The 19,837-nt window shown below is 49.6% G+C and carries 13 protein-coding genes and 1 riboswitch; of the genes, 1 reads left to right on the forward strand and 12 read right to left on the reverse strand.

The annotated features are described in order from the left end of the window. Positions 1-4 precede the first annotated feature (4 nt). The 12 genes from ilvB (L7E55_RS09250) to L7E55_RS09305 form a co-directional block, all read right to left on the reverse strand. Positions 5-1,666 carry a biosynthetic-type acetolactate synthase large subunit gene (gene ilvB, locus L7E55_RS09250; protein ID WP_277443866.1) on the reverse strand — a complete coding sequence of 554 codons (1,662 nt, stop codon included), beginning with the start codon at positions 1,664-1,666 and terminating at the stop codon, positions 5-7. 199 nt (positions 1,667-1,865) lie between these two features. Next, positions 1,866-2,861, reverse strand: coding sequence for a ketol-acid reductoisomerase (ilvC, locus tag L7E55_RS09255; protein ID WP_277443867.1), 996 nt, complete (start codon positions 2,859-2,861; stop codon positions 1,866-1,868). Next, positions 2,862-3,383 (reverse strand): acetolactate synthase small subunit, encoded by a 522-nt coding sequence (ilvN, locus tag L7E55_RS09260; RefSeq protein ID WP_277443868.1) that lies wholly within the window; start codon positions 3,381-3,383, stop codon positions 2,862-2,864. Between the two features lie 12 nt (positions 3,384-3,395). Continuing rightward, positions 3,396-5,054, reverse strand: a complete 1,659-nt coding sequence (ilvB, locus tag L7E55_RS09265; RefSeq protein WP_277443869.1) for a biosynthetic-type acetolactate synthase large subunit — start codon at positions 5,052-5,054, stop codon at positions 3,396-3,398. Positions 5,055-5,068: 14 nt separating this feature from the next. Beyond that, on the reverse strand, positions 5,069-6,730 hold the full coding sequence (gene ilvD / locus L7E55_RS09270) for a dihydroxy-acid dehydratase (RefSeq protein ID WP_277443871.1): 1,662 nt from the start codon (positions 6,728-6,730) through the stop codon (positions 5,069-5,071). A 60-nt stretch (positions 6,731-6,790) separates the two neighbouring features. Beyond that, entirely contained in the window at positions 6,791-7,699 is a 909-nt protein-coding gene (ilvE, locus tag L7E55_RS09275) for a branched-chain-amino-acid transaminase (RefSeq protein ID WP_277443872.1), read from the reverse strand. Positions 7,700-8,658: 959 nt separating this feature from the next. Next, entirely contained in the window at positions 8,659-10,140 is a 1,482-nt protein-coding gene (locus L7E55_RS09280) for a hypothetical protein (RefSeq protein WP_277443874.1), read from the reverse strand. A 113-nt stretch (positions 10,141-10,253) separates the two neighbouring features. Beyond that, positions 10,254-11,423, reverse strand: coding sequence for an NrfD/PsrC family molybdoenzyme membrane anchor subunit (gene nrfD, locus L7E55_RS09285; protein WP_277443875.1), 1,170 nt, complete (start codon positions 11,421-11,423; stop codon positions 10,254-10,256). A gap of 30 nt (positions 11,424-11,453) precedes the next feature. Next, on the reverse strand, positions 11,454-12,257 hold the full coding sequence (locus tag L7E55_RS09290) for a 4Fe-4S dicluster domain-containing protein (RefSeq protein ID WP_277443899.1): 804 nt from the start codon (positions 12,255-12,257) through the stop codon (positions 11,454-11,456). Positions 12,258-12,327: 70 nt separating this feature from the next. Further along, entirely contained in the window at positions 12,328-13,899 is a 1,572-nt protein-coding gene (locus L7E55_RS09295; RefSeq protein ID WP_277443876.1) for a [FeFe] hydrogenase, group A, read from the reverse strand. 587 nt (positions 13,900-14,486) lie between these two features. Beyond that, a complete protein-coding gene (metE, locus tag L7E55_RS09300; RefSeq protein WP_277443877.1) occupies positions 14,487-16,769 on the reverse strand; it encodes a 5-methyltetrahydropteroyltriglutamate--homocysteine S-methyltransferase in 2,283 nt (760 codons plus the stop codon). A gap of 154 nt (positions 16,770-16,923) precedes the next feature. Next, a riboswitch (cobalamin riboswitch) is annotated at positions 16,924-17,106 on the reverse strand. Between the two features lie 558 nt (positions 17,107-17,664). Further along, entirely contained in the window at positions 17,665-18,432 is a 768-nt protein-coding gene (locus L7E55_RS09305) for an SDR family NAD(P)-dependent oxidoreductase (protein ID WP_277443878.1), read from the reverse strand. Positions 18,433-18,805: 373 nt separating this feature from the next. On the opposite strand from L7E55_RS09305, the gene cbiM reads away from it, so the two are divergent. Beyond that, entirely contained in the window at positions 18,806-19,834 is a 1,029-nt protein-coding gene (gene cbiM, locus L7E55_RS09310) for a cobalt transporter CbiM (protein ID WP_277443879.1), read from the forward strand. The last annotated feature ends 3 nt before the right edge of the window (positions 19,835-19,837 follow it).

The following is a 19,837-nucleotide window of genomic DNA, read 5'->3' on the forward strand; positions in this document are numbered from 1 at the left end:
CCTGTTAATCTATCGCTTCATTAATATTTGATCCCGCCAATACCATGGGTAGTACGTTTTCTTTACCACCAATCAGACAGTTTACCATAACCGGTCCGGGAGAAGCCAGCACTTCAGGCAGTATGTCAACCAGTTGCTCCGCAGTTTCAACAGTATACCCCGCCATGCCGTAAACCCTGGCAAGCGCCGCAAAGTCCAAGTCAAACCGGAAGTCTACCGCTATATAACGCTTTTCGCAGTAATACTCCTGTTGCTGGCGAACCATACCGAGTTGCCTGTTGTTCATGACAAAAATCTTCAAAGGCAGTTCCTGCTCCATCGCAGTGCCTAACTCTTGCAGCGTCATCTGAATACTGCCGTCACCGGTGATTAGTATAACTTTTTGGCCGGAAGCGCCCATTTGCGCCCCGATTGCCGCCGGCAGGCCAAACCCCATCGTGCCCAAACCGCCGGAAGAGATAAAACTGCGCGGCTCCTTAAATTTGTAATACTGGGCGGTCCACATCTGATGCTGCCCGACATCGGTAACCACAACTGCGTCGCCGCCTGTTGATTCACACAGTTTTTCAATGACAAACTGCGGTTTTAACGCTCCGTCCATACTGTAATCAAGCGGGTATTCCTTTTTCAATGCCTGCACCCGCGCCGTCCATTCAGCATTTTTCCTTTTCTTTAGCAACTGCAGAAGTTTTTCCAGAACCTGCTTGACATCTCCTACGATTGGCAGGCTCGCTTGCACATTTTTGCTAATTTCCGCCGGATCAATGTCGATGTGAATAATCTTGGCGTCAGGAGCGAAACCTTCAATATTAGCCACAACACGGTCGTCAAACCGGGCGCCCACGGTAATTAGACAATCGCACTCAGTGACAGCCTGGTTGGCGTAGCGGGTACCATGCATGCCCAACATCCCCAGGAAAAGAGGATGGTCGCCTGGGAAACAGCCCAATCCCATTAATGTATGCGTCACCGGCGCGGAAATAGTCTCGGCCAATTCCTTCAATTCCGGGGCGGCGTTAGAGATTCTGACCCCCCCGCCGGCATAGATCACCGGGCGTTTGGATTCCATAATAACTTTACTGGCCTGGTTTATCATGGCCGGATGCCCTTTGTAGGTGGGCTTGTAGCCAGGCAGATGAATGTTTTTAGGATAAGCAAACTTTATCTTGGCCTGAGCCACGTCTTTGGGCAAATCGATCAACACCGGACCAGGCCGGCCTGTCGCCGCAATATGAAATGCCTTTCTGACAACCTGAGGCAGCTGTTTCGGATCCTTTATTAAAAAGTTGTGTTTGGTAACCGGTAAGGTGATGCCGGTAATATCAACTTCCTGAAAGGCGTCGGTGCCAATCTGACTGACAGGCACCTGGCCGGTAATCACGACCATCGGAACAGAATCCATGTAAGCGTTGGCAATGCCGGTCACCAAGTTGGTCGCGCCGGGTCCCGACGTCGCCAGGCACACGCCGACCTTCCCGGTCACTCTGGCATAACCGTCGGCCGCGTGGACCGCGCCCTGTTCGTGGCGGGTCAACACGTGTTTAATGGTAGAATTATATAAGGCATCGTAAACGGGAAGGATAGCGCCACCCGGGTATCCGAAAATCAAATTTACGTTTTCTTGTTCCAAACAGCGGACAAGGGCTTCTGCAACAGTAATCTCCAAGCACATTCCCCCTTACTACCAGTAGTCAGTAGTCAGTAGTCATCGGCCCACCTAATCGGGGACATTCCTCCGGCCCCAAAGATAGGCCCGTTAGGGAGGTGTGTCCCCTTTCCTTTCTAAGCAACGAATAAGTGCGTCTTTTGCTGGTTCTTTTATTCTGACTCCTGACTTCTGACTCCTGAGTACTGACAAATCATCCCTACTTTTTCAGCCAGGGCATCATTGCGCGGAGATCCGCCCCTATTTTTTCGATCAGAAGCTCTTTTTCCCTTTTCGCCATGGCGTTAAACACCGGGCGGTTGGCCTGGTTTTCCAAAATCCACCGTTTGGCAAACTCGCCGTTTTGGATCTCTTCCAGAACTTTCTTCATTTCCTGGCGGGTGTCTTCATTAATAATGCGCGTCCCGGTCATATAGTCGCCGTATTCGGCGGTGTTGCTGATTGAATACCGCATGAATCCGAGCCCGCCCTCGTTAATCAGGTCAACGATTAATTTCAATTCATGACAGCATTCAAAATAAGCCATTTCAGGCGCGTAGCCCGCCTCAACCAGGGTGTCGAAACCGGCTTTAATCAGCTCGGTAACGCCGCCGCACAGCACAGCCTGCTCACCGAAGAGGTCAGTTTCAGTTTCTTCCTTAAAGCTGGTTTCAAAAACGCCCGCCCGGGTGCAGCCAATACCTTTCGCATAAGCCAGTCCTATTTCCTTAGCTTTGCCTGAGTAGTCCTGAAAGACGGCTACCAACGCGGGCACGCCTTTGCCGTCCTGGTACAAGCGGCGCACCATATGGCCCGGGCTTTTCGGGGCTACCATAATGACGTCTATATCCGCCGGGGGAACAATCTGGCCGTAATGAATGTTAAATCCGTGGGAAAACATCAATATATTGCCGGCGGACAGATTAGGTGCAATATCCTCCCGGTAAAGTCTGGCCTGAATTTCATCGGGCGCCAGCACCTGGATAAAGTCAGCCTGGGCGGCCGCCTCTCCCGGCAGCAGGATCGTGAAACCGTCCGCTTCAGCCTGCTGGCGGCTGGCGATTTCTGACACGGGGAGACCAATTACAACGTCCATCCCGCTCTCCCTAAGGTTCTGCGCCTGCGCGTGACCCTGGCTGCCATACCCCAGAATGGCAATCTTCTTGCCTTTCAACAAATTCAGATCCGCATCTTGATCATAATACACTTTTACCATTTAATTTGTATCCTCCCTTTTCTGGCGTTCATTTATTGTAATGGATTTGAAGCCCCGCAGCATGGCTACTTTTCCCGTGCGGACCATTTCCAAGATCCCAAAAGGACGCAACGAGTTTTCAAAAGCATTGATTTTACTTTCGTATCCCGTCACTTCGATGGTTAGCGATTTAGGGCCCACATCTACGATCCTGGCGCGGAAAATATCCACCAATTGCATTATTTCAGCCCGGGTGGACGTTTCGGTATTAACCTTAATCATAACCAGTTCCCGGTCGACAAAATCGTCCCTGGTAACGTCAGTAATCTTTATGACATCAATAAGTTTATGCAGTTGCTTGGTGACTTGCTCTAAAATACTGTCATCACCTTCAACCACGATGGTCATCCTGGAAATACCGGGGTCCTCGGATCTGCCAACGGCCAGGCTGTCAATGTTAAAACCCCGCCGGCTGAAGAGGCCGGCTACCCTCGCCAGGATCCCAGGTGTGTTTTCCACCAGTACCGCAAGTGTATGTGTCACGTTTACCCCCCTCTAACCAAGCATTTTGCTCAATGATTCACCTGGTGGAACCATAGGCATGACGTTTTCTTCACTCTCCACCATGAAATCAATCATTACCGGCTTACTGGAACGGATCGCCTGCTCCAAAACAGGTGTTATCTCAGACCGTTTGGTCACCCTGAACCCTTCCGCGCCATAAGCCTCAGCCAGTTTAACAAAATCAGGGTTAAACAACTTCGTATGGGAATAACGGCGGTTATAAAAAAGCTCCTGCCATTGTCTGACCATCCCTAAAAAGCCGTTATCCATAACTGCCACATTAATTGGCAGCTCATAGTTCACTGCCGTGCATAATTCCTGAATGTTCATTTGAATACTGCCGTCTCCGGCAATATCAAAAACCGTGTCATCCGGGCAACCGGCCTGGACGCCGATAGCCGCGGGCATTCCATAGCCCATTGTGCCCAAACCGCCGGAGGAGATAAAAGAACGCGGTTTGGAAAAAGTATAATACTGCGCCGTCCACATCTGATGCTGGCCCACCTCGGTGGTAATACGGGCATCGCCACCGGTTTGACGGTAAATTTCCTGAATGACAGCCTGGGGTTTCAGTTCCCCGTTGTCACAAAAATCAATCGGGTACTCTTTTTTCCACGTCTGGATTTTCTCCCGCCAGGCCTCTCCCAATCTTGGCTGGAGTATATCCATCAGCTGTTTTAATACTATTTTAACGTCTCCGTTGACGGGAATGTCCACTCTCACATTTTTCCCAATTTCTGCTGGATCTATGTCAATATGAATCACTTTAGCCTCATTAGCGAAGGTCTCCAGTTTACCGGTAACCCGGTCGTCGAACCGCGCCCCCACGGCAATCAGGAGGTCGCATTCACAAACAGCGAAATTAGCGTATTTAGTCCCGTGCATGCCGAGCATGCCGAGAGACAGCGGATGGTTTCCCGGAAAGCCCCCCAACCCCATCAGCGTAGTGGCTACCGGCGCCATCAGCAGTTCCGCGAAACGGACCAGTTCATCCTGCGCTCCGGAAATAACAACACCGCCACCGGCATATATCACCGGCCGCTCGGATTTAGCGATTGCTTTAGCCGCTTCCAACACCTGCCGCGGGTCAGCTTCACTCACGGGTTTATAGCCGGGCAGGTGCAGTTCTTCCGGCACTATATATTCGCTCGACGTACTGGAAACGTCCTTGGGAATATCGATCAGCACCGGGCCAGGCCTGCCGGTAGTAGCTATATAAAACGCCTCCTTGACAATACGAGCCAGTTCGGACGGGTCCCTGACCAGATAGCTGTGCTTTGTTATCGGCAGGGTAATACCGGTTATGTCCGCCTCCTGGAAGGAATCCCTTCCCAGCAAACTCCAGGGAACCTGGCCGGTAATAGCCACCAGAGGCACTGAATCCATGTGGGCGTTGGCAATACCCGTAACCAGATTGGTCGCGCCGGGACCCGAAGTCGCCAGGCAAACCCCCGGCCTGCCGGTAGCGCGGGCGTAACCATCCGCGGCGTGAGCCGCCCCCTGTTCGTGCCTGCACAGGATGTGCCGGATATCAGCATCGTACAAGGCGTCATAGATCGGTAAGACCTGGCCTCCGGGGTAGCCGAAAATTGTGTCCACATTTTCAGCCTCTAAACTTTTGATCAGGATTTCCGCCCCGGAATAATTCACACCGCACACCTCCATTATTCTTCCCTGATGATCGCCCCTGTGCTGGCTGAGGTTACATGGCGGGCGTAACGTGCCAGGTAGCCCTTTTTAACCCTTGGTTCCGGCGGCTGCCAATCTTTCAGCCGGGCGGAGATTTCCACTTCGCTCAGTGCTACGTTCAGGGAGTTATTCGGAATATCGATTTCAATTATATCTCCGTCTTTGAGAATAGCCATCGGGCCGCCCTCGGCCGCTTCCGGTGAGATATGGCCGATTGAAGCGCCCCGGGTCGCTCCCGAAAAGCGGCCGTCGGTCAATAAAGCCACGTCTTTATCCATTCCCAAGCCGGCGACAGTAGCGGTCGGGGTAAGCATTTCCCGCATCCCCGGCCCGCCCCTGGGACCTTCATAACGAATGACGATTACGTCGCCCTTGCTTATTTTTCGCGCTGTAATAGCCTTGGTAGCCTCGTCCTCGGAATCAAAGACGCGGGCCGGGCCGCTGTGTTTAAGCATTTCCGGCGCCACCCCGGCCTTCTTCACCACCGCCCCGTCGGGAGCGAGGTTGCCGCGCAGGATGGCGATGCCGCCGCTGGGGCTGTGCGGGTCATCCACACTGCGGATGACATCCCGGCGCGATACCTCCCGGCCGCTGATTCTATCACCCACAGTGCCGGAGACCGTCCGGGCCTCCAGGTTAATCAGCCCTTTTTTGGACAGTTCGGCCATCACCGCCGGAATTCCCCCCGCTTCGTCCAGATCCTGAATAAAGAATGGACCCATCGGACTCAATTTGCACAAGTTCGGCGTCCGCTCACTGACCATGTTGACATAATCGAGATTCATTTCCACACCCGCTTCGGACGCGATGGCCGGGAGATGAAGCACCGTATTGGTGGAACATCCCAGGGCCATGTCTACCGCCAGTCCGTTGTTGAAAGCATCTTTGGTCATAATGTCGGATGGGCGAATACCTTCTTTGACCAGTTTCACAATTTGCCTGCCGGTCATTTTGGCCAGGCGGCGCCGGGCGGCGGACACGGCCAGAACAGTACCGTTGCCCGGCAGGGCCATGCCCAGGGCTTCAGTCAAACAGTTCATTGAATTTGCCGTGAACATGCCGGAACATGAACCACAGCCGGGACAGGCCGCTTCTTCCACTTCGTGCAGTTCGTCCTCAGTCATGCTGCCGGCGTATACCTTGCCTACCGCTTCAAAAAGATTGCTCAGAGATATATTCTGCCCTTGATACAGGCCGGCCAGCATCGGGCCGCCGCTGACCACGATGGCCGGAATATTCAGCCTGGCCGCGGCCATCAGCATGCCCGGTATTATTTTATCGCAGTTCGGGATCAGCACCAGCCCGTCAAACGGGTGAGCCTCAGCCATTACTTCAATGCTGTCCGCGATCAATTCCCTGCTGGCCAGAGAGTATTTCATCCCGGTGTGGTTCATAGCTATACCGTCGCAGACAGCTATGGACGGGAATTCAATGGGCGTTCCCCCGGCCATGCGCACGCCGGCTTTCACCGCTTCCGTGAGATCATTCAGATGCATATGCCCGGGCACAATCTCATTGAATGAGTTTACCACGCCAATCAGGGGCAACTCCAATTCCTGATCGAGATAACCCAGCGCTTTGAAAAGCGAGCGGTGGGGAGCTTTTTCAATACCTTTTTTCATTACGTCGCTACGCAAAACCAATCCCTCCTTATTGCAAAAAAATAGCCGGTCTACGGCCGGCTAACACGTCTGTCTTTAACAGCCGCAACCGCAGGTGGACGCGTCTTCCGGAAAAATCAGCGGGCCGTCAACTTTAGTCAGTTCACGGAACGCGGAAATAAGTTCCCAGGTGATTTTACCCGGCTTGCCGTCGGCAATGACACGTCCGTCTACCTTTACCGTGGGAATGACCTCGGCGGCGGTGCCGGTCAGGAAACATTCGTCGGCATTGTACACATCGTGCAAGGTAAAAACCTTTTCCTCGACCGGTATACCGGCCTGGCGGGCCAGATCCATTACCGCATTTCGGGTTACCCCTTCCAAAAGGCCTATATAAGGTGGAGGAGTTGCAAGGACTCCGTTTTTAATTATAAATATATTGTCCCCCGTGGCTTCAGCCACATATCCTTCCGAGTTGAGCATAATCGCCTCAGGCACACCGACCAGGTTGGCTTCCATCTTGGCGTAAATATTGTTCAGGTAATTCAACGACTTAACCCGCGGAGTCACCGCGACAGGAATATTCCGGCGGGTGGAAACAGTAATAAGACTCAAACCATTTTCATATAATTCTTCAGGGTAAAGCCGGATCGAAGCGGTGATACAGAATACCGTGGGCCTCGGGCATTTAAGCGGATCAAGCCCCAGGTCGCCCTTGCCGCGGGTTACCACCAGGCGGATATAGCCGCTGCGCAGGTTATTGCGGCGCAACGTTTCCAAAACAACCTCCTGCATCTCTTCTAAGGTCAGCGGAATGTCCAGGCCAATTGTCCTGGCAGATTCATAAAGGCGGACCAAGTGGTCATGCAGCTTGAAAACTCTGCCGTTATAAGCGCGGATCCCTTCAAAAACCCCGTCGCCGTAAAGGAGACCATGGTCAAAAACAGATACTACCGCCCGCTCCTCGGGCAAATACTCCCCGTCAAGATAAATAATCAGGCTCATCAGCAACTCCTCCATAAAAAATTTAAGCTCAACGTATATTAAAGAAAAGCCCTTTGGATAAAATTCCAGCAACGGAATTTATCCGTAGGGTCTTTTAATCCCCGAGTTGTTAATTAAACTACCCTCTACATAATATAAATATATTTAATAAATAAAACAACCCCCCACCTGGCACTTGGATAAAATGCCAGGGACGAGAGGTTGAAGACCTTGCGCGTTACCACCCTGCTTGCCGCCGCTAAAAGCGGAAGCCCCTTCATGTGCCTATCAAGACACGGCGTTGTAACGGGCGCCTGACCCGGCTCAGCTTACTGGCAACCTTTCAGCCGGCAGCTCCGGGGTGATGTAAAGCTATCGTATTCAAGGCGCCGGTTTTCAGCTACCCCGGCTCTCTGCGGCCCAACACACAAGCTCCTTGTCCCCTTCACAGCCTTTTCCAGATATAACTTGTTAACCAGTATACAAAAAACCTGATAATGTGTCAAGAAATATTTTACGGGTCTTGAGCCTGCCAAGTCAGCTACGGCTTAACAGAATACTTGCTTCGACCCAAAACATAACCACCGGCAAATACCGATGGTTATAAAACACAGCCTTCAATTTAGGTTTTAAGCTTAAATGCCGCATCCGCAGCCACACATACCTACACCGAAGATGGGCAAGATGAAGATCAGGAAAATGATAAACGCCTAGTTACCCCAACCAGTTCCGCAACCTGTGCCACAACCTTCAGCAGCAGTACTGAATCCCATTTATATCACTCCTTTTGTTTCTATATAATATACAGGAGATGATCATAGTGTTAACATATGGGTATACACCCAAATTAATCTAGTCTATTTTATGCATTTAATTATAACAAGTCAATTATATATTATATTTAAAACTTGTTCGTTAAAGAACGCTTGTTCCGAAGCCATCTACAGAACCTCTTCAATGGTAATATCAATGACATTTCATCAGCTCACTTTTTGACCGGCGAGCGCATTCTTCATTTCCTTTACCGCGAGTTCTTCATTAACCTTGCTGACATAGCTAACAGGCATATCTCTTTTTTTCGCTTCATTAATGACCCGGTAATACAGCTTGTGTCCTATGTGCCTCGCAAAAATGAACACGTGGCCCACACCGTCCAGCAATCTGGTATCGAAATTTTCCGACGTTATAAATATAAAGTGGGGATACCGCTCTTTCATCTTGCGCTGCCAACGCTCGAACCCGCCGGCCACCGCCACTTTTACTTTTATAACGTCCATGACGGACTCTTCTTGGAGATCGGGCACTTCCGGCGCATCTACATTATTCAGGGAAAACATCAGACTGCGCAACGCTATAAGCTCTTTCTCTTTTTGTTTTTCCACCAGCATCTGGTTTTCCAGTTCTTTAATTTTCTTTCCCATTTCAGCCATCTTTTTGGAGTACATGTTGTCCAGATTTTCCCTTAGTTCAACAACCTGCCTTCTAAATTGTTCAGCCTGCGCTTTGTAGTGTTCTCTTTCTCCGATTGCGGCTTCAACAGTTTTTTCATAAAACTCCGCGTCTATATATGTCCCGTCTTTGCTGCTATGCAAGTAATGTTCTTTAGCAGTCTTATACGCTTTCAGGAGCCCTCTGAACAAAAGTCCCGAAACCAGGTATTTTGCGGCCTCAGATGTACTCTCGTGATGAAAACCGGATAAATACGCTCCGAGAATCTCTTCTATGTCAGCGGCAGATATGGCGATGTCATCGAAAATACGGCTAATGTTCATTCCTTCAGCGTCACATAATCTCTCATAGAAAAAAACGTGCTCGGCCAGTTCCTCATCCGCGAGCCGGAATACTGAATCCAGGGTATTTATCTCGCCATACTTTTTATGGATTTGCCGCATCAATTCACGGACATTTTTCAGCAAGGCCATTTCCATATTTTTATGGCAGAACACTCCAGGGTTGTTTCGCTCCCTCACCATCAGCCTCCCGTGCAGCACACGGCAGACGGACTCAAACAGGGAGTCCGCTTCTACTTCCTTTCCCCATAGGTTTGCCATACACAGCAAAACAGCTGTCTCAGCGTTCACGCTGCCGGAGTTTCCCAAGCATTCAGTTCTATCGGCAAAAAATGACTCAAAAGAAATCACGTCATTATTATCAATATACTCAAAAACGTGAGGCCAGCCCTTTTTCATTATGCCGAAGAACTGATCCCACACTTCGCTGTCGCTGTGCTTTCTCAGGTACATCAGTATGCCGAGAGTTTTTTTAGCGTATTCTTCCTGCTGAGTGGTCCCTTCTCTGACCACAGGATGCCGGTAATACTTCGAAGCGCTAGCCAGCCTGAAATATGCCGCTCTTTTATCCTGATAAAGCACATCGATATCATGATAAATCTCCTTTTTCAGTCCAAAAGCCTCGATAAAAAAAGGCACGAGGTCAACAACTGCCTTGCCGATGACGTCCACCCTCCCTGGTTTTCAGTAGATCTGTTAAAGCTTAAGCAATTAAAATTACAGGCAGAGGACAGGTTAGAAGTTTCTAATTTTCCCGCCCTCTGCGGTTAAAAAACCGGACACCTCTACATGTGTACGCTCTGTCCGGCAGTCATACTGCTTTCGTGTGAAACTAAATTTTCTTTCGGCATAATCGGGAAATTCTCAACTACAAAGCAGTAAATGAGAACTAGAGCGCTCCACATGCCAATAGTAACTAATATTTCCCAGTCGGTGGGAAAATAATGTCCGCCCGCGCTTTGGGCCATGCCGGTAAAGACAACATTCATCCGGTTGAAGACTACACCGGCGACCACTAAAACGGAAGCCGTGAAAACGCCCCAGAGCTTGTTGCGGATGCTTGGCACGGCATACATGACGATCGGCAGGAGAACAAATACAATCATTTCTACTAAGAACATATTGCTTTCAAAGGAACCGTTGAACGCTTGCGAAAAAACGCCCCGGTAATTCAAGTCAATCACTTTAACAATAAAGTAGACAATCATCATCCACATGGTGACACTAGTCAGACTTGAAAACACCGGCAGTTCCGGCTCACGGCGGTAAGCCCTGGCCGCCAGCGTTCCCTCAATAGTAACCATAGCCGGTCCAAGAAAGAAAGCGGACCACACAAAGAAGAAAGGTATAATCATCGACCACCATAGCGGGTTTAACCTGTTTGCAGCGATGACATAGAGAGAACCCAGCGACGACTGGTGTAGGGTAGGCAGTACAATTCCTATTATCAGCCAGAAAGGCATGGTTGCGTGAAGTATCTTTTTCAGAGATGGGAAACGCACCCTCTCAAAGAAAATATCCCCGAACTCCAGGATTTGCACAGTTGTGTAGAGAGAGATACACCAGAATACCTCGAACAGCACCGAGTGGTATCCCCAGAAAAAGAAGGGCCGCCAAAAATTGTACCATCGCCCGATGTCCAGAAAGAGACTGACCAGCGCGATGATATAACCGATTAATGAAGTAAGCAGCGCGGCCCTGGCGATGGGCAGGTACTTTTCCTTATGCAGCACATGAACGATCAGCGCCGTGCTGAAGCCGCCCCCCGCGAGGGCGATGCCGCAGAGCAGGTCGAAGCCGATCCACAGGCCCCACGGCCACTGGTCGTTCAGGTTGGTAACTGAGCCGAGGCCGAAGATAAAACGGTATAAAGAAATAGCGACCGCGGCTATCACAAACAAGATTAATAACAATCTGAATCCGGTAATTCTAAAAGTCCAGTGCTTCTTTTGCACGAAAACCTCACCTCCGGTCTTAACGTTTTTTTATTTCCCGTCGTCATCAACAGGAGCGTACATTTCTTCTTCCTCATGCACTCCGGCGCGCCTCTTGGTATACAAATACATGCCGGTCAGCAGGGCGCCCCATCCGACGAATATGAAAGGGGTCCACCTGAGCACCTGCCAGGTGTATTCGGGAATAGGCTTCTCGGGAACATTGGTCCGAAAGCCGAGTTGTTCGAAGGGAACATCAGAAATGTAAAGCCACGACGTGCCGCCCGCTTCCTTTACCCCATATATTTGGCCGGTATAGAGATCGGGGTTGGAAGTCAGGCGGTTTTTCGCTTCTCCGACCATTTTATCCCTCTCACCGAAAGTAATCGCACCCGTGGGACATACGCTGGCGCAGGCAGGCATCTGGCCGTCGGCCAACCGGCCCAGGCACATCTGGCACTTGAGCACTCTGGGAAAAGGTTTGTCCCACTCGAACCTCAATATGCCGAATGGACAGGCGATCATGCAGTAACGGCAACCTACGCACAGTTTTTCATTGTAAACCACCGGCCCTTCGGGCGTTTTCTGCAAGGCCTTGGCAAAACAGGCAGAAGCGCAGGCCGGCTCCAGGCAGTGAAAACACTGTTGTTTTACAAAACGTCTGATTTGTTTTTCGCTCTTTTCGGTACGGTGACTCTGGATCACAGTCCATTTATTCGGCGCCAGTTCAGTGTTGCCGTCCTGAGCCGTCCTGTACCCTTCATTTTGGCCGGGTTCCAGGCCATTGTACAACCGGCAGGCGACAACACAACTTTCACAGCCGATACACTTGGTGATATCGACTAGCGCTCCCATATTTCTGGTCAATATATACCACCCTTTCGTTAACCACTTATTTAAAAAGAACAGTCAGATACATTCCCATCTATACTACTTTGGCAAACAGGCGTTCCAACTTGTCGGCGCGGGAATGGTACTCTGTGTGCAGCAACTCTTCCGCCAGTTCACTCATGGGATGTTCCAGGAGATTATGGTAGAGCGCCGCCACCTCTGCGTTTTCGTGGCTATTGCGCTTGGGCAGTGACGCGTCGGCTTTGTAGAGCGCGGCAAGGCGTTGTTCGCGTACGGCGTCGGTGGGCGGGACGGCTGTGCGGGGCTGCCCGCCGCCGGCGACGCACCCTCCCGGACAGGTCATGAATTCAACAAAGTGCCAGGGCGCCCTGCCTTCGCGGACGGCATCCAGAATTTTTCGGCCGTTGGCCATGCCGTGGCTCACAGCAACACGGAGCGTGCCCACTCCCGGTATTTCCGCCGCCGCTTCCTTAACCCCGGCAAGGCCGCGCACGGGCGTCAGGTTCAAAAATAAAGCGGGGGGTTCTTGACCGGTAATAAGGAAGTAGGCGGTCCGCGCGGCGGCCTCCATGACTCCTCCGGTGGCGCCGAAAATTACCGCTCCGCCGGTTTCTTCACCCATAAGCTGGTCATAACTCTCCTCGGGCAGGGCAGTAAAGTCGATCTGTTTTTCTTTAATCATCCGGGCAAGCTCCCGGGTGGTAAGCACGACATCCACATCACGCAAATTATCGCGCTTCCAGTATGCCGCGCTGGCGTTCATTTCCGGCCTCTGCGCCTCATACTTTTTGGCCGTGCAAGGCATCACGGAAACAGACAGAATATTTCCCGGGTCGATCCCCTTTTCCTTGGCGTAGTATGTCTTGGCCAACGCGCCGAACATCTGCTGGGGCGACTTGCATGAAGAGATATTGGGAATGAGTTCGGGATAAAAATATTCGCAGAATTTGATCCAACCCGGTGAACACGAAGTGAACTGAGGCAGGGGTTTCTTTACCTCTCCTTTGATCCTTTTGATCAGTTCCGTGGCTTCTTCCATAATAGTCAGGTCGGCGGTGAAGTTAGTATCCAGGACGGCGTCGAAGCCGAGCCTTCTCAAGGCCGCCACCTGCTGCCCCTGCACCCACGTGCCGGGCTTCAGGCCGAATTCTTCGCCCAAGGCAACCCTGGTGGCAGGCGCAGTTTGCACCAATACAAATTTGTTTTTGTCAGCCAGGGCTTCAAAAACTTTTTGTGTATCGTCGCGCTCGCTGATCGCCCCGGAAGGGCAGGCCATGGAGCACTGGCCGCAGTTGATGCAGATCGTTTCGTCTACCACCGGCAGGTTGTAATAGCCGTAGACACTTTCAATATTTTCACAAACCTCCAGGCACTGGCCGCAAAGTATGCATTTCCGGTCGTCCCGCACAATGGACGGGTTGTCCGCGTCAATGGGAACACGGCCACGCACCTGGGCCGGCAAGTTGCCCGCAACGTTATACTGATACGGCAGCCAGCCCTTGCCGCCGGCATGTTCCGGGTTCTTATCGGCACAGCCGGCCAGGGCGCCGGTCAAGCCGGCCAGCAGTCCGGCGCCGGTTGCCATCTTCAGAAAAGTACGGCGAGTAATTTCTTTTTTCTCAACATCACTGGCGCAATCTTTCATACTCTCCTCTCCTTCATTAAGCGATGTTTTTATGACTAATTTGGCTTATTATCTCCGCCTGCTCACCCCCCATAGATGTAATAGAGATAACACGGTACTCCTTTTTAATAACACTTAAATACAAAAAACCACGGATATTCCTACTTCTGAATGAATGGAAACCTCCGTGGTATTCCTTTATAATTATTTATCTTGTAAAACTTAGAAACCTTTTTAATAGACCCAGCTACAGCCAGTGATTAATACACCTTATCCGAAAGGTTATGTCGGCAGAAACATCTTCTGCATTTGTTAATCATGTAATAATGTCACCTTGTTAAAACCTGTTTCACCCTCCTTTAATAAAAAATAAACCACGAAGCACACCATTACATATGGTGATATACCTTCGTGGTACTTTCCTTACCTAAAATTCCAAAAAGAGAACGACTTCTGCCATTCGTTGTTAAGATTATTCTACGTTATCAATAAAATTCCTCCCGCAAAAAAGTTTTTTTTAATCAAAATTAATAACACTACAGGTAATGAACCCAACCCCAAATTATTGTTATCAGCATCAGACAGTGTAAGATTCAGCACTGTGCCTTTTAAGGGTTATCACTTGAATATTCGGTTCTCAGTTGCTTGGCTGCTGTTATTAAGTTGCGCAATGAAGGCAGGGCCTCTACCCAGTCCCTGGTTTTCAACCCGCAATCCGGATTGATCCACAGGGAATGCGGCGGAATTACTTGCAGCGCAGCTTTTAATAAATCCTTTATCTCTTCAACAGTTGGTATACGGGGGCTATGAATGTCATAAACTCCGGGTCCTATTTCTCTTGGATACTCAAACTCTTTGAATGCTTCAAGAAGTTCCATTTTGCTGCGACTAGACTCTATGCTTATTACATCAGCGTCCATTTCGGCGATCCAATTTACGATAGTGTTGAATTCACTGTAACACATGTGGGTGTGAATCTGCGTGCGGTCCGATACGCCGGAAACGGTCAAGCGGAAACAATCAACTGCCCAACGCAGGTAAGTATCGTGGTCGTTTTTTCGCAGAGGAAGCCCTTCCCGAAAAGCGGCCTCATCAATCTGAATAATAGATATTCCGGCTTTCTCCAGATCCAGAACCTCATCGCGAATGGCCAGAGCAATTTGTTGGCAGACCTCGGACCGGGGGAGGTCGTCACGCACGAAACTCCAACATAGAATAGTTACGGGACCAGTCAACATACCTTTTACCGGCTTGTCTGTCAAAGACTGGGCGTACGTGATCCACTTCACAGTCATTGGTTCAGGACGGGAGACATCCCCGATAATGACAGGGGGTTTCACACACCGGTTGCCATAGCTCTGAACCCAACCGTTGCGAGTAAAGCAAAATCCATCAAGCTGTTGCCCGAAGTATTCAACCATGTCGTTCCGCTCAGGTTCACCATGAACCAGAACATCCAAGCCTAATTTCTCCTGCCGTTTGACCGCAGCGCGGATTTCACTTTTTAAGAAATCCTCGTATTGCTTAGAATCAATCTGGCCACGCTTGAATTTCAACCTAGTTGATCGAATCTCCCTGGTTTGTGGGAAGGATCCTATGGTCGTTGTTGGAAACAGAGGCAACTTGAGCCACTTTTCCCGTTCTCGCCCGCGATCGGCATATGGACTACGCCGGTAGAGCATGTCAGAGGCAAGAGAAGCAACCCGCTGGCGAACTTCTTTACGGTAAACTTTGGGATTATTTCGGTGAGACTGCAACGCCTCGTAGTTTTCCAACAATTCCCTATCCCGGTTGTCTCCAGCAAACACATCATATAGGATTTTAATCTCATCACATTTCTGAACCGCGAAAGCTAACCAGTTCTTCACTTCCTGATCAAGTTCAGTTTCATGGGAAAGGTCAACAGGAACATGCAGCAGGGAACAGCTGGAGGCGATCATAAGACGATCTCTTCCGATACGTTTTTCGACGGACTGGAGAAGATCGAGGGATGAACGGAGGTCGGTTTTCCAGATGTTCCGGCCGGCCACAATTCCTAGCGAAAGCCACATTGTATCCGGAATCTGTCCCAATACCATATTCAGTTGGCCTTTTCCCTGCGCCAGATCTATGTGGAGTCCATCACATCCCGATTCAAGCGCTAGATTAAGGTTTTCCCTCAGTTCGCCGAAATATGTGGCGAGTAGTAGTTTGGATGATCCCGCCGCCGCTTTGAGGGTCTGGTAGGTAGGGATAAAGACCGAAGATGCTACCTCTGGGAGATCCGTGCAGAGGATCGGCTCATCGATCTGAACCCAATCACAGAGAGGAGCGAGCTTGCGAATCACTTCGCAGTAGACCGTGGTTATGTCGTCCAGCTTATCCCAGCGCTTAGCTCCATCATACTCCTTGCCAAGACATAGGAAGGTTATTGGGCCAAGGAGAACTGGTTTGGGCCGATATCCAAGTGAGATGGCATGCCTCGTTTCTTCAATGATTTTTTCTGACGCTAGATGGATTGATAGGGAGGGAGTGAACTCCGGAACGATGTAATGATAGTTGGAATCGAACCACTTGGTCATCTCCATGGCAGGGGTGTTTTCAATAACATTCCCGCGTGCCATATGAAAATAAGCTACCAGGTTGCCGTTTCCGTCATTACGTCCGAATCGTTCGGGGATAGCGCCCAGCATTGCAATGGTGTCGAGAACTTGATCGTAAAACGAAAAATCTCCGGTAGCAACCAAAGAAAGCCCGGATTCCTGTTGAACCCGCCAGTGACGTTTTTTCAATTCATCGCCGACGGCCAGAAGTTCCGTTTCGGAAATTGCGCCTTTCCAGTATCTCTCCAGTGCTGTTTTGAGTTCTCGATTGACCCCGATTCGGGGGAACCCTAATACATGTGTTTCCATTGGTGTTGTGCTCCTTTCTTACTCTTCTTTGTAAAAAGGAGCGAGGACAGGTCATTTCACAGCGTTTGCAAATGAAAACACCATCAAGGGTGAGTGTACGTCATTAAACTTCGATTATGGTTGTTTTCACACGCCTGTCTGTTACGCGAGACAGCCCTGCTCCTTGAACAGGGCGTCTTCTGGCTTCCGGCCCCATAGTGCTTTGCCCTTCCCATTTTAAAAAAACAGTGGTCGAAGCGGGATTACAACCGGTTACAGCGGCGCGTCCGCGATGGATTTAAACCATCTTCCGTTTCCTGTTCATAGTTAATAAAATAAACTATTTAATTTTGCAAGTCAACGATTAATTCGCAAATGAACAAATATTACCCGAAAACTCTGTTTTCTGTTCGTTTATTACACCTTCGCGGCAGCCCTACCGATTCCTCTAGCGGCATCAGTAATTAATACTATCTTATTCCGCATAACCTCCCTTATTTAATGGTTTTCATATGACATATCATCAGCTCACTTTTTGACCAGCAAGCGCACTCCTTATCTCCTCGACTGCGAGTTCTTCGTTAACCTTGCTCACCTACTCGTCTCTTCCCTGGAAGATTCCCTACAGGTGGCCGAGACGATGCACACGCGGGCCTTCGGCAGCGGACCGCGTTCCCGTTACTGGCGGGACATTTTCCGTCCGAGAGCCGAATCGCGGAAAGGTGACAATAATGGGCTATGACACCAGGCAGGCCACCCTGCGGTAACTTGCCCGCACCGTCGGCTACCTTTCCCAAAACCCCAGCGACTACCTTTTTCAGGATACCGTTACAGAGTAATTGCACTTCACCCTGACAAACCTTTGTACCAGGCATGTAACATAAAATACCGGAAAATATCCTCGTTATGTTGTGTATTAATAAACCGTCAATCCCCCGTCGACACTCCATACAGCCCCTACAACAAAGGATGCTTCATCTGAAGCTAAAAAACAAATAACTTTTGCCACTTCTTCCGGTTTCCCAATGCGTCCTATTGGATAAACGCCAACTATTCTTTTAATATACTCGCTCTTGTTTACAACATTAGCCAGCTGTTTCTCAAACATGGGAGTAAATATATCACCTGGGCAGACACAATTTACTCTGATATTATGTGAAATAAGTTCTAAAGCTATAGCTTTTGTAAATGTGGTTACGGCTCCTTTAGACGCGCAATATGTTGAGCAAAAGAAATTTCCGTTAATTCCAGCATCAGAGGAAACATTTACAATAGCTCCTCCCCCGGATTTAATTAATTCAAAAGCTGCGTATTTGCACATAAAATATGTTCCCTTAACATTAACGTCCATAATGCGGTCATACTCTTCTCCAGTGACATCAACTAATGGTTTTTCAATATATTGGCCGGCGGAGTTGACAAGAATATCAAGTCTCCCAAATTCTGCAACTGCATATTCTATCGCTTTTTTACACTCGCATGGCTTTGAGACATCTATGGCCTTAAATTTAACAGTATTCTTATATTGTCTCAGCTTTTCTAAAGCATTTAACCCCTTATTCTCATTACTACCAATAATTAATACTCTTGCTCCACCCTGCAGAAGCATTTCTGCCGTTGCAAATCCAATACCTGAACTTCCACCTGTTACCAGCGCCACTTTTTCACTAGAAGAATAAGCCATTTTATCACCTCCGCTTTGGCTAATGAAAGGATAGGTCATCACAAGGCAAACACATGCCAATGGGTACTTTATAGCCGATTTTTTCTGTAACAAATTTAACCTCCGTAGAAGGAGTTTGCCGAAATCCGTAGAATATTTAAGGTTAATAACAGGCGACTGGAGTCGCTTTCTTTAGAAGATGTTTTTTTAGCTAAGTATACCACGAAGGTATTTCGCCATTAGAAATGGCGGTATTTCGTGGTTTTCATTTTTCATGAGACAGGGGGTGACATGACTAAGTTTTTATGATTCTATCATCTCATGTTATTTAGGTAATTAGACAAATCAAGAGCTATTATACTATGTTATAGTGATAACGAGGAGGTTATAATAAATGCATATACCGGACGGCTATTTAAGCCCGCAGACATGCGCGGTGATGGGCGCGGCCATGCTGCCCGTATGGGCGACAGCGGTTAAGAAAGTCAAAAAAACAATTAAGACAAGATACGTGCCGTTAATGGCCATCGGCGCCGCTTTTTCGTTCACGATCATGATGTATAACATCCCCATACCGGACGGTACTACCGCCCATGCCGTGGGTGCCGGAATACTATCGATCATCCTTGGTCCATGGGCGGCTGCCATAAGTATTTCGGTAGCCTTGGCCATCCAGGCATTACTCTTTGGCGACGGCGGCATCTTGGCGTTTGGCGCGAATTGCTTTAACATGGCGTTTGTGTTTCCATTTACGTCTTACTACATTTACCGTCTCATCGCCGGCAGATCGGATATCACTGCGGCAAGACGCTGGGTGGGAGGTTTAATTGCCGGATATGTGGGCATTAATCTGGCGGCGCTGTGCGCAGCCGTGGAATTTGGCTTGCAACCCACACTCTTTCACGCCGCCAGCGGAGCGCCGTTGTACTGCCCCTATCCATTAAACATAGCAGTTCCCGCCATGGCGTTCGGACACCTGCTCATAGCCGGACCGGTTGAGGCTGTAGCAACTGCGCTAGTGCTCCGTTATATTCAAGCGGCAAACCCGGATTTATTGACCGTTGGCAGTACTCTAGCGCGGGAGGAAGCGCACGGTTATAGTAAACTGTGGTGGGGAGTAGGTGCAATGATTTTGCTTTCTCCATTAGGACTGTTGGCCCAGGGCACCGCCTGGGGAGAGTGGGGAGCCGATGAAATAAAGGACATGCTGGGCTTTATACCGGCCGGTCTGGAACATTTATCTGACTCCTGGCACGCCCTGATGCCGGATTATTCCATACCCGGGCTGGACGGTTCATTATGGCAGTCGGCAACCGGATATATTTTGACAGCGATAGCCGGAGTTGCTATTATAGGAGCAATCACTTATCTTTTTGGCAAGTATCAAAGAAGAGCTGATCAAGGAAAAGAAATGAGCAATTAATTA

The organism is Pelotomaculum isophthalicicum JI, assembly GCF_029478095.1.
Taxonomy (GTDB): domain Bacteria; phylum Bacillota; class Desulfotomaculia; order Desulfotomaculales; family Pelotomaculaceae; genus Pelotomaculum_D; species Pelotomaculum_D isophthalicicum.